Consider the following 11112-nt stretch of genomic DNA (forward strand, 5'->3'; position numbering starts at 1 on the left):
CCCCACGGCCCTGCCCGTGCCGCCGCGCGGACAGATCGCGTTCCAGAACGTGACCTTCCGCTATCCGTCGCGGCCCGAAGTCCTCGCCCTCGACGACTTCTCTTTGACAGTTGAACCGGGTGAAACCGTCGCCATCGTCGGCCCGTCAGGCGCTGGCAAGTCGACCCTGTTCCTCCTCGCGCAGCGCTTCTACGATCCGCACGGCGGCACGATCCGCATCGACGGCGTGCCGCTGACCAGCGCGGACCCGGCCGAAATCCGCGCGCGCACCGCGCTCGTCCCGCAGGACGCCACGCTGTTCGCAGCTTCGGCGCGCGACAACCTGCGCTATGGCAACTGGCAGGCCAGCGACGAGGCCATCTGGGAAGCAGCCCGCGCGGCCAATGCCGAACAGTTCCTGCGTGATCTGCCGCAGGGCCTCGACACGTTCCTGGGCGAGGACGGCGCCCGCCTTTCCGGCGGCCAGCGCCAGCGCATCGCCATCGCCCGCGCCGTGCTGCGCAATTCGCCGATCCTGCTGCTTGATGAAGCCACCTCCGCGCTCGACGCCGAAAGCGAACGGCTGGTCCAAGAAGCGCTCGACCGCCTGATGCAGGACCGGACCACGCTGGTCATCGCCCACCGTCTCGCCACGATCCGGGCGGCAGACCGCATCGTCGTCATGGATGCCGGCAAGATCGTGGAACAGGGCACCCATGCCAGCCTGACGGCGGCAGACGGGCTATATGCGCGGCTCGCCCGCCTGCAGTTCGAAGGGCTTGCCGCCTAACACCTTGACTTGATGCTGCACTGCGGCAAACGCTTGGGACATCATGGACACGATCGTCACCGCCATCCTGCTCGGCATCGTCGAGGGCCTCACCGAGTTCCTGCCGGTTTCCTCGACCGGGCACCTCATCCTCGCCACCGAGCTGTTCGGCTATGACGCGCACCAGTGGGCGATGTTCAACGTCGTCATCCAGCTGGGGGCGATCCTTGCGGTGGTGGTGCAGTACTGGCGCACGTTCTGGGCCGTGGGCATGGGCCTGCTCAAGCTGAACCCCATGTCGCTGCGGTTCCTGCGCAATCTGCTGGCGGCGTTCGTTCCCTCTGCAATTCTCGGCCTTGCCCTGAAAGACTACATTGACGTGCTGCTGGGCAGCCCCTCCGTCGTCTGCTGGGCTCTCATCGTGGGCGGGGTGGCGATCCTGCTGATCGAACGCAGCGCGAAGACTGGCGAACTGACCGGCATTGGCGAACTGCCGCTGCGTCAGGCCCTCGGCGTGGGCGCCGCGCAGTGCCTGGCCATGGTTCCCGGAGTCAGCCGGTCCGGCGCGACGATCATGGGCGCGCTCGCCATGGGCATCGAACGCCGTACTGCGGCCGAATTCAGCTTCTTCCTCGCCATCCCGACAATGCTCGGCGCCACCACGCTCGAACTGCTTGACAACCGCGATGCCCTGATGACCGGCACCATGGGTGTGGGCTGGACCGAGATTGCCATCGGTTTCGCCGTATCCTTCGTGGTCGCGCTCGCGGTTATCAGGATGTTCGTGGCATATGTCAGCAAGTCCGGCTTCAGGCCCTTTGCGTGGTACCGCATCGTGGCTGGCGCCATTGCACTCGTCTGGCTCGGAGCGCGCTAGCTCCCGATAGCCCGGTAACGCCCCACCGCATTTGCGGAACCAAGTTCATCGTCGGGATTTTAACCGACAACTGAACTTCAAAGGGGTACTTACCATGGGCCTTATCATTCTTCTCGTCGTCGGCGGCATTCTTGGCTGGCTTGCCAGCATTGTGATGCGCACCGACGCGCAGCAGGGCATCTTCCTGAACATCGTCGTCGGCATTGTCGGCGCGCTGCTGGGCGGCTTCCTTCTCGCTCCGCTGATCGGCGGCGGTTCGATCACCGACGGCATTTCGGCCGGCACGCTGATCGTCTCGTTCCTCGGCGCCCTGATCCTGCTGGCGATCGTGAACCTCGTTCGTCGCGGCTCGGTTCGCTAATCCGCGAAATTCCAACTTTCAACCTGAAGGCGGTCACTTTGGCCGCCTTCTCCATACCTGAAGGGGACTGACATGAAGGCAATTTTCAAGGGCGCGATGATGGCGTCTGTCGTGGCGATGGGCCTTGGCCTTTCGGCTTGCGACAGCGCGCAGGAAAACGCCGCCGAAGATCAGGCTGGCGCCGTGCGTGAATCGTCGGAAGCCGCCGCTGACACCATGGAAGACAAGGCCGACGCCATGGGCGGCGCTTCGGAAGACGCCATGGAAGCCAAGGCTGATGCCGTCCGCAATGCCGGCGAAGCCAAGGCCGACGCCATGGAAGACAAGGCCGACACGATGGACAAGACCCCGGGTTGATCCCGCTCTTTTCCGCCTAACGGCCAAGGAAGCCCGGCGCACCCTGGAAGGCGCCGGGCTTTTTGCTGTCTGCTAGACGGCGTGCGACCTAGACAGGCGTCGCGCCCGAACCGCGCCCGCCGCGCAAGTGATACTCGAGCGTGCCTCTATGGAGGACGTCATCGACGTCGATCACCGCGGTGTTGGCATAAGTGAACCCGGCGCCGAGGCCGCGATAGAGCCGGTCGAAGTCGCGCTCCACGGTCTGGTGATAGAGGTCCGCGAAGCTCTCGATCACGAAGTAGGTCGGCTGCAGATCATCGATCACGTAATCGGTGCGCATGACGCGGTCGACATTGAGCATGATCCGGTTGGGCGATTGCCCTTCAAGCGCGAATACGGCTTCTGCCGGTCCCGAAAGAATGCCGGCGCCGTAGACCTTCGGCATGCCGTCCTCCATCACCAGCCCGAATTCCACCGTATACCAATAGAGCGCACCGAGCGACTTGAGCCGGTTGTGGCGCATCGCTTTCCATCCGGCGCGGCCGTACTCCTGCATGTAATCGGCATATGTCGGGTCGGTCAGCATCGGGACGTGGCCGAACACGTCGTGGAAGACATCGGGCTCCTGGATATAATCGAAAGCCTCGCGCGTGCGGATGAAGTTGCCTGCCGGGAAGCGCCGGTTAGCCAGGTGCCAGAAGAACACGTGATCCGGGATCAGCATCGGCACCGGCACCACGCTCCAGCCGGTCAGCGCGCCGAGTTCCTCGGACAGGCGGCCGAAGTCCGGCACGCCACCTCGGCCGAGGTCCAGCCGCTCCAGCCCGCGCAGGAACGCATTGCAAGCCCGCCCCGGCAGCACCTCCATCTGACGGGCATAGAGTTCGTCCCAGATTGCGTGCTCCTCGGGAGCATAGCGCCGCTGGGCGGGCTCCAGCCAATCCTCCCCGACTCGCGCTGGACGTTTGAGCGGCGCGGTGTAGACCCCTTCCGGCAGATCGGGCAGTCGCGAAAAGTCCGTGGGAAGGTTGGCAGTGCTCATCGTCTCTCAATCTGGTTTCGTCTGCAACCATTAGCACGGTGGCTCCCTTCCGGCAAATCTCGCCGTCAGTCTCTCCTCGCTTGACTTTGCCCTGATTCTCCCCCAACGGCCCCACCCTGTGACGGCGGCGTGGAAACGCGCCGCCACATTCGTTTTCAGATTCGCGCGCGAAAGTTCAGGATAGAGCCATGGCAAAGCCCACCACCGTCAAGATCCGTCTGGTCTCGACCGCTGACACCGGCTTCTTCTACGTGACCAAGAAGAATCCCCGCAACACGACCGAGAAGATGACCTTCCGCAAGTATGATCCGGTCGTGCGCAAGCACGTCGAGTTCAAGGAAGCGAAGATCAAGTAATCAGCGCATCTGCGCTTTACCCGTGAAGCCCGTCCCGCCATTTTCGGAACCGGGACGGTTCACGGCGAGTTCAACGCCGACACTGCAAGGAACGGCGATGAACAACACAATCTTCTCGACTCGCAAAATGGGCCGTCCTTTGGCGGCCCTTTCGCTTGCCTTCGCTGCGGCCACGCCCGCAACGCTTCTCGCGCCGACTGTGGCGCAGGCACAGGCCTCGGACATCGACCGCGCGGTCTCTGCGCTGCGCGGCATTTCGACGCTGCGCGCGAATTTCACGCAGACCGACCGTTCGGGCCAGAGCGTTTCGGGCGTGCTGACGATGAAGCAGCCCGGCAAGATCCGCTTCCAGTACCAGAAGGGCGTGCCCCTGCTGATCGTGGGTGACGGCAGGGCGCTCACCATGATCGACTACGAGGTCCGCCAGGTTCAGCGCTGGCCGATCAAGAACAGCCCCTTGGGCGCACTGCTCGATCCCAACAAGGACGTCGCGCGCTTTGCCAAGCAGCTGCCCACCGGCGATCCGGGCGTGATCAGCCTGCAAGTGCGCGATCCCAAGCACCCCGAATACGGCACGATCACCATGATCTTTGTCCGTAACGGCAATGCACCGGGCGGCCTGCAGCTCGATTCGTGGGTTGCGCTCGATTCGCAGAACAAGCGCACCACGGTGCGCCTCTCGGGCCATCAGTACGGCGTGGCAGTGAACGACAGCACCTTCCGCTGGACCGACCCGCGCCGTCCCGTGACGCGCTGAGCCGACTCACTTGTAAAACCTGCTCCCCCGCGAAGGCGGGGGCCTTCATCGGCTTGCGCGGACGTTTCGTAACCCCAACAAGGTCCCCGCCTGCGCGGGGACGCGTTTGCATCCTGACAGAAGCCGGCACCACCCGTCGCCCCAGATCGTCGCCTTACCCATCAACCGTTCACCCCCTGCGACAAGCTGCGACAAACCTGCAGCTACCGTTCATCGGGGCGCAAGCGTAACGGGCTTAGAACGGTTTTCGACGCGGCGGTCGAGGCGGGTTTCCCCCCTGTTGCCCGGTCTCCTGGAGACCGCAGCGTCAAGCGTGACGAACGCAAATGGAACCCTCGGACCAATGCCCCCGGTCCGAGGGTTTTGTTTTTTATCGTTCGATCTGAGCTCCCTGCGCGGCTGCGGACGGCAGTCTTCTTGCGCTTCCGGTGCTCACGACATCTCATCCCGCTCACCCTGAGCCTGTCGAAGGGTGCGCGCCGGTTCTCGAAGACCACCATCCTCGCTCACGCAGGGACCAAAGCTCAAACGATAAAATCGCGCCCCAATCCTCCCTGATTTTCCGCAGGACAATCGGGGAGGGGGACCGCCAGCGAAGCTGGTGGTGGAGGGGTGGAATCACCCGCCCAACGGTATAAGATGCTGATGCCATGGCCATGATGCACAACCCTCCCCATCCCGGCGAACTGCTTCGTGACGAGGTGATCGAAGCGCTGAACCTGTCCGTCACCGAAGCCGCCAGCCGCCTCGCGATGTCGCGCGTCGCCCTCTCGCGCGTGCTGAACGGCAAGGCCGGGATCAGCCCCGATCTGGCGTTGCGTCTTGAACAGGCAGGCGCAAGTACGGCCCGTGCATGGCTGGCGATGCAGGCGAACTATGATCTGTGGCGGGCAAGGCAGCATGCGCAGCCTGCTGTTCGGCGGTTGCAGGAGGCAGCTTAAGAAGTGCTGTTATGCTAAGACAGGAGATGCGCTGGAATTCTGGTGGACATGCTGCAATGATCCTTGCCGCCGTCCCTTATGCAATTGCACAAGCGGCCCTCGATTTCCCGGCTCCTAGCGTGTTTGCGTTGATTGGGTTGCTTATCGCGGTGCCTATTGCGGCTGCCGCCGCTATCATCGCGCGCAAATCGGAAAAAGGCAGCTTCAAGCGCGGCTTCGCTACCTGGAGTGCGGCGGTTCACAGTGTATTCGCAGTTGTGTTTGCTGTCATGGCTTTGCGGTAGCTTTGACTGCACACCACATCCCATCTAGCAATCGCCCCCCCGCAACCCTAAAGCAGCGCCATGATCTCGGTTGCCACATGGAACATCAACTCGGTGCGCTTGCGCGCCGATCAGGTCGAACGCTTTCTCCTGCAGGAATCGCCCGACGTACTGTGCCTCCAGGAGATCAAGACGCCGGAAAGCCTGTTCCCGCACGAGGTGTTCGAGAAGCTCGGCTACACCCACCGCGCGGTCCATGGGCAGAAGGGCTATCACGGCGTCGCCACGGTCAGCCGCATCCCCTTCCGCGATTTCAGCAAGCATGACTGGCAGGACAATGGCGAGGCGCGGCATATCGGCGTCGAGCTGCTGGGGCCGGGCAACGGCCTGATCATCGAGAACGTCTATATCCCCGCAGGCGGCGACGTGGCAGACCGCGAGGTGAACCCCAAATTCGGCCAGAAGCTCGACTTCCTCGAGCGCATGACCCGCTGGGCCGAGAAGATCGAGCGGCCGACGCTGATCACCGGCGATTTCAACATCGCGCCGCTGGAATGCGACGTCTACGACCACAAGGCGCTGCTCAAGGTCGTCAGTCACACGCCAATCGAGGTAGAGACGCTGCAGCGCTTTGCCGATGCGCATGGCTGGGTCGATCTTGGCCGCAAGCACATCCCCGCGCCGGAACGCAACTATTCGTGGTGGTCCTACCGCTCGTACTGGCGTGCCAAGGACCAGGGCCGCCGGCTTGACCACATGTGGGCCTCGCCCGAGGCTGCCGCGCAGACGCGCTCGCACCGCTTCGTCGAAGAGACGCGCAAGTGGGAGCAGCCTTCGGATCACATCCCGCTGATCACCGAGCTGGATCTGTGAGCGAAAGCCGGAATGTAGCAAAAGCGCTCGACGCGCTGCGCCACGGCTGGGCGATCCGCGTGACCGGCGCGGACGGCGCGCTCGACCTGCTGCCTGCCGAAACCGCTTTCGCCCAACCCGGCATCTATGCCGCGCGCCTGCTCATTTCCGCCGCCCGCGCGGCGACGCTGAAGCTCGCCAACCAGCGCGACGCCGCCGTGCCGGAAGCGCCGGTTATGATCCATGGCGCCGAACCATTCAGCCTTGGCTCTGCACGCAATCTGGCCGATCCGGCGCAGGACCTTGGCAGCCCGTTGCGCGGGCCCTTCAAGGCCGATCCGATCGAGGCGCATGATGCGGCCGTTGCCGCCATGGAACTGGCCCGTCTCGCAGGGATCCTGCCCGCTTTCCTGATCTCGACCGGCGTCGAGATCGCGGCGGAGGTTTCGACGGCCGATCTTGCGGCGTTCAAGGACCCGCTCAACCTCACCATCCAGGCCCGCGCCCGCCTACCCGTCCACGCCTGCGAACATGCTGAAATCGTGGCATTCCGCGCCCGGGATGACTTGCGCGAGCATGTGGCGCTGGTGATCGGCACGCAGACCAGCGAGCGCGAGCCGGTGGTGCGCTTGCACAGCGAATGCCTGACCGGCGACATTCTCGGCAGCCTCAAGTGCGATTGCGGCCCGCAGCTTGATGCCGCCCTTGCCCGCATGGCCGAGGAAGCCAATGCGGGCGGCTGGGGCGTCCTGCTCTACCTGCGGCAGGAAGGCCGCGGCATCGGCCTGATCAACAAGCTCCGCGCCTATGAGCTGCAGGACCAGGGCTTCGACACGGTCGACGCCAACGAACGCCTTGGGCTGCCGAGCGAGGCGCGCGACTTTCCGGTGGCGGCGCGGATGCTCGACTTGCTCGGCGTGCGTTCGATCCGCCTGCTGACCAACAACCCACAGAAAGTGGCGACATTGCAGGCACTTGGAGTGGAGGTGACGGAGCGTCTGGCGCACCAGCTCCCCGCCAACCCCCACAACCAGCGCTATCTCGATACGAAGCGAGATCGGACCGGTCACCTGCTGCGTTAGAACGCGCGCCACGCGATCAGCAGCACCGCAGCCGCGATAATCGCCGCGAACAGGAGGGCATAGCCCATGTCCTTGACGGTGAACTTGTCCACGTTTTCAGAGCGAAAGAGCCGGTAGCCACGCTCGGCAGCGGGGTTGCTGGCGACGAGCGCGACGTCGAGCGCGCTGGCTTCGGAGCGGAACCAGTTGACCATGAGTTGCCGCTCCTCCGGCGTGACGTCGGGGTAGGCGGCGAGGAGCGCCTCGACGTGGGCGCGGCGAGAGTCGACTGCTTTCGCAATCGTGGAAGTGTTTGACATTGTGGGATTCCTGACATGCGTTTGAACTGCGCCCGAGGGGCGCGGGGCTCAGGTCAGGAAGGTGGTGGTGCCCTGGGTGCTGGCAGCAGCGCGAGCGGCTGTGGAGCAGGCGGCGCGGTTTGCGGGGGCCAGAAGCCTTCGTGCTGGACGAGCGGCACCGGGGCCAGCCTTGGCGCAAGGACGACCGGCGGCGGGGGTGCCATTGGCACGACAGCGCGTTGAATCTGCACGACTTTGCGCGGTGCCACCGCCATGTCCACCGTTGCCGCACTGAAGGCCGAGCCGTGACGCACGGTCACGGGTGCCTCGAAGGGGACAAGCGCGTGGGTCAGGACAGTGAGGGCAAGAAGGAGCGCCCAGAGCCGTCCGCCCAGCTTCAGGAGGGGTGCGCTCAGCATTCCAACTCCAGATAGACTCTTAAGGGCAGAGGGGCAACTCCACCCCAACTCGGCGCGACTCTAGCGGGACTCGAAGCGGCTGAGGCCCGCCCCAAGTGTGTTCGCCCCGAGCGCCAGCTTGTCGCCCGACCAGTCCGCGACGAAGGCCGACGAACGACTCACCCCCGGCGCGAACCGCGCATCATTTCCAACAATCGCGAGGCCGGTCGCAGGGTGTGCCTTGCCCTCGGCGGCGATGGCGATGAAGGCGCTGTAGTTTTCCTTGTCGAGTCCCTGGACGAAGACATTGTCGGCAATGCGCCCGGTCGCGCCTGCGGGCAGGTCGATCATGTAATTGGTTGTTTTTCCGGCGGTATCGTCAAAGCTCGACTGCGTGACTTCGACGCGGCCGGCGCGGCTTTTCACATAGTGCCCGCCGCGCCCCGCTTCGAAGCGGCTGCGGCGGATGGTGACGCTGCCATAATCGCCGAAATAGACAGAGTGGGCGCAGGAGAGGCCGCGATCGCACCGGCCAAGACGCGAAAAGGTTGATTTTTCAATGAGAACTGCGCCGGCGGGGTCGTCGGCGGAGAGGATGCCCTGCTCGCTGTCGCGGAACCATGACTGGCGCACGGTGAGGTTGCCGCGTTCCAGCCGGATGCCCGAGCCATTGGCATCGGGCACGCGGATGTTCTGGAAGATCAGGCCTTCGACCGTGGTGGAGCGTCCGCGCGCGACGATGACCGCCTTGCCCTCGCATGCCGCGCCGTCGAACACCGTCTGCCCCGGCACTTGCGCGACGAAGCCGATGTCGCCCGCCTGCTGCACCGCGCAATCGCGATAGACGCCGGGTTCGATGCGGATCGTGCCGGTGCCTTCGCCGATGGCGTTCACCGCCTGCTGGAGCGCGGCATAGCTGCGGCCGGTCTCGACCACCGTGTATGGCGAGCGCTGGCCCTGTGCGAGCAGCGCGGTGGCCGGAATCGTTGCAATCACCGCGATCCCGAGGAGGAAGACGGCAAGGCGCTGGCCACGGTGGCGGCGCTCTCTGGAGGCGAACGGGTTCATCATGCGCATATCTGTTCCCCGGCGATTTCGAATGCCGGGGTAGCGCGGAATGATTGACAGGCCCTTGCGTTCCCGCAGGAACCGGGACCTGCCCGAAGTTACAGGATCAATCCTTCCTGCCCCAGCGCCACTTCCAACCTCCGCGCGTGCGCTTGGCCGAGACCGAGAACACGATTGCCGTGGCGACGATGAAAAGTGCGAAGCCCAGCGTGCGCAATCGGCCGTCGCCACTGTCATCCAGCAGCTTCACCAGCGGCAGCAGAGCGATATAGCCACCGATCAGGGCCCAGCCCTGCCAACGGAGCGGCAAGCCCGCGCCATAGCCAAAGCGCTTGGGCGCGAACCATGCGCCGTCGTCGGTGGCGGGCGGTTGGGACTTAGGCGGCCGGGTGGTGTAGCGGGCATCAACCATCGCTGTTCTCCGTGTCGATTTTCGGCGGCCGCCCGCGCTTGACCGGCTCGGCCGCGGCGAGCTTCACGCCGCGCCGGGTCAGGGCCTCGCGCAGCAGCACTTCGATCTGGGCATTGGCCGAGCGCAAGTCGGCCGAGGCCGTGCGCTCGATCGCGGCGAAGAGCGCCGGATCGATGCGCAACGGAAAGGCCTTCTTTGGACTCGGCGCCATTCCGAACGCCTTACTGGTAGAGCGTGCCGGTGTTGACGACCGGCTGGGTATCGCGCTCGCCACAGAGCACGACCATCAGGTTCGAGACCATCGCTGCGCGGCGTTCGTCGTCCAGCTCGACCACGTTCTTTTCCGAAAGCTGGGTCAGCGCCATTTCCACCATCGACACGGCGCCTTCGACCAGCTTCTTGCGCGCCGAGATTACCGCTTCGGCCTGCTGGCGACGAAGCATGGCTCCTGCAATTTCAGGTGCATAGGCAAGGTGGGTAAGACCGCATTCGTCAACCGTGATGCCTGCAAGCACCAGTCGCGCGTTGAGTTCGGTGCGCAGTTCGGCGTTGATCTGATCGTGATGGCCGCGCAGCGTGACTTCGTGGTGCTCGATATCGTCATACGGGTAGCGCGAGCCGATCGAGCGCACCGCGCTTTCGATCTGCACGAAGACGAAAGCCTTGTAGTCATCGACGTCGAACAGGGCCTGCGCAGTATCGGATACGCGCCAGACGACGTTTGCGGCAATCTCGATCGGATTGCCGCGCAGGTCGTTGACCTTGAGCTTTTCCGAGACGACGTTGTTGGCGCGTACCGAGATCTTGGTCTTGGTCATCCACGGCCAGACCCAGCGCAGCCCGTGGTTGCGGTCCGTGCCACGATAGGAACCGAACAGGTTGATCGCGGCGGCCTGATTGGGCTGGATCATGTAGAAGCCCGAGGCCATGAACACGATGGCGACCGGCAGCGCGGCAATCGTGGCAATGAAGCCCGGCACGGCATCTTCCGACGGATTGCCGCTGGCAAACCCGAGGACCCGTGCAGCGGTGAGGATCACCAGCACGACCATGAGGATCAACATGAGATAGCCGCTGATCGACCAGGCCCCGGTTTCGGTGCTGGCGGAATGCGTCTTCGACTCGGACATCGGAGATTCCCCTTAAATCTGATATCACATTAATATCAGATTCGGTTGCAGGTGCAAATGGTTTTGGATTCCTGAGGGGCGTAGCGTTGCTTGCCCACCCCCGGCCCCTCCCGCAGGCGGGAGGGGGAAGAAATGACCTGTGCATCCCCTCTCCCGCAGGCAGGAGGCGCTTCTGTTTCCCCCTCCCGCAGGCGGGAGGGGTTGGGGG

17 protein-coding genes are annotated in these 11112 nt (G+C 64.3%); 10 read left to right on the forward strand and 7 right to left on the reverse strand.

Annotation, left to right across the window (positions count from 1 at the left end; all coding sequences use genetic code 11):
• From AX703_RS07230 to AX703_RS07245, 4 genes are all read left to right on the forward strand, one after another.
• On the forward strand, positions 1-769 hold a 769-nt coding region (locus AX703_RS07230; RefSeq protein WP_156451951.1), incomplete at its 5' end, for an ABC transporter ATP-binding protein.
• Between the two features lie 43 nt (positions 770-812).
• The gene (locus tag AX703_RS07235) at positions 813-1625 is read left to right on the forward strand and encodes an undecaprenyl-diphosphate phosphatase (RefSeq protein WP_062343455.1); all 813 of its coding nucleotides are present in this window, start codon (positions 813-815) and stop codon (positions 1623-1625) included.
• Between the two features lie 94 nt (positions 1626-1719).
• Positions 1720-1986, forward strand: a complete 267-nt coding sequence (locus AX703_RS07240) for a GlsB/YeaQ/YmgE family stress response membrane protein (protein ID WP_039337201.1) — start codon at positions 1720-1722, stop codon at positions 1984-1986.
• 72 nt (positions 1987-2058) lie between these two features.
• Positions 2059-2343, forward strand: a complete 285-nt coding sequence (locus AX703_RS07245; RefSeq protein ID WP_052242641.1) for a hypothetical protein — start codon at positions 2059-2061, stop codon at positions 2341-2343.
• A gap of 88 nt (positions 2344-2431) precedes the next feature.
• On the opposite strand, the gene phhA is transcribed toward AX703_RS07245, so the two are convergent.
• Entirely contained in the window at positions 2432-3367 is a 936-nt protein-coding gene (gene phhA / locus AX703_RS07250) for a phenylalanine 4-monooxygenase (protein ID WP_062343456.1), read from the reverse strand.
• Positions 3368-3555: 188 nt separating this feature from the next.
• On the opposite strand from phhA, the gene rpmG reads away from it, so the two are divergent.
• From rpmG to ribA, 6 genes are all read left to right on the forward strand, one after another.
• Positions 3556-3723 (forward strand): 50S ribosomal protein L33, encoded by a 168-nt coding sequence (gene rpmG, locus AX703_RS07255; protein WP_011446825.1) that lies wholly within the window; start codon positions 3556-3558, stop codon positions 3721-3723.
• 97 nt (positions 3724-3820) lie between these two features.
• Positions 3821-4480 carry an outer membrane lipoprotein carrier protein LolA gene (locus tag AX703_RS07260; RefSeq protein ID WP_052242642.1) on the forward strand — a complete coding sequence of 220 codons (660 nt, stop codon included), beginning with the start codon at positions 3821-3823 and terminating at the stop codon, positions 4478-4480.
• 650 nt (positions 4481-5130) lie between these two features.
• Positions 5131-5421, forward strand: coding sequence for a HigA family addiction module antitoxin (locus AX703_RS07265; RefSeq protein ID WP_197423639.1), 291 nt, complete (start codon positions 5131-5133; stop codon positions 5419-5421).
• 56 nt (positions 5422-5477) lie between these two features.
• Positions 5478-5705 carry a hypothetical protein gene (locus AX703_RS07270; RefSeq protein WP_062343457.1) on the forward strand — a complete coding sequence of 76 codons (228 nt, stop codon included), beginning with the start codon at positions 5478-5480 and terminating at the stop codon, positions 5703-5705.
• Between the two features lie 60 nt (positions 5706-5765).
• Positions 5766-6557 (forward strand): exodeoxyribonuclease III, encoded by a 792-nt coding sequence (locus AX703_RS07275; protein WP_062343458.1) that lies wholly within the window; start codon positions 5766-5768, stop codon positions 6555-6557.
• Positions 6554-7618 (forward strand): GTP cyclohydrolase II, encoded by a 1065-nt coding sequence (gene ribA / locus AX703_RS07280; RefSeq protein ID WP_062343459.1) that lies wholly within the window; start codon positions 6554-6556, stop codon positions 7616-7618. Before AX703_RS07275 ends, ribA begins: the two co-directional genes overlap by 4 nt.
• On the opposite strand, the gene AX703_RS07285 is transcribed toward ribA, so the two are convergent.
• The 6 genes from AX703_RS07285 to AX703_RS07310 form a co-directional block, all read right to left on the reverse strand.
• Complete coding sequence (locus tag AX703_RS07285) at positions 7615-7917, reverse strand: hypothetical protein (protein WP_062343460.1); 303 nt, start codon at positions 7915-7917, stop codon at positions 7615-7617. The two genes, ribA and AX703_RS07285, sit on opposite strands and share 4 nt — an antisense overlap.
• Positions 7918-7970: 53 nt before the next feature.
• The gene (locus tag AX703_RS07290) at positions 7971-8315 is read right to left on the reverse strand and encodes a hypothetical protein (protein WP_062343461.1); all 345 of its coding nucleotides are present in this window, start codon (positions 8313-8315) and stop codon (positions 7971-7973) included.
• A gap of 60 nt (positions 8316-8375) precedes the next feature.
• Positions 8376-9371: a right-handed parallel beta-helix repeat-containing protein gene (locus tag AX703_RS07295; protein ID WP_082734471.1), complete on the reverse strand. Its 996-nt coding sequence runs from the start codon at positions 9369-9371 to the stop codon at positions 8376-8378.
• A 97-nt stretch (positions 9372-9468) separates the two neighbouring features.
• Positions 9469-9774 carry a hypothetical protein gene (locus AX703_RS07300; RefSeq protein WP_062343462.1) on the reverse strand — a complete coding sequence of 102 codons (306 nt, stop codon included), beginning with the start codon at positions 9772-9774 and terminating at the stop codon, positions 9469-9471.
• Positions 9767-9985, reverse strand: coding sequence for a hypothetical protein (locus tag AX703_RS07305; RefSeq protein ID WP_039337216.1), 219 nt, complete (start codon positions 9983-9985; stop codon positions 9767-9769). Before AX703_RS07305 ends, AX703_RS07300 begins: the two co-directional genes overlap by 8 nt.
• A gap of 10 nt (positions 9986-9995) precedes the next feature.
• On the reverse strand, positions 9996-10904 hold the full coding sequence (locus AX703_RS07310; protein ID WP_039337218.1) for an SPFH domain-containing protein: 909 nt from the start codon (positions 10902-10904) through the stop codon (positions 9996-9998).
• Positions 10905-11112 lie beyond the last annotated feature (208 nt).

This window comes from Novosphingobium sp. CCH12-A3 (genome assembly GCF_001556015.1).
In the GTDB taxonomy this organism is placed as follows: Bacteria; Pseudomonadota; Alphaproteobacteria; order Sphingomonadales; family Sphingomonadaceae; genus Novosphingobium; species Novosphingobium subterraneum.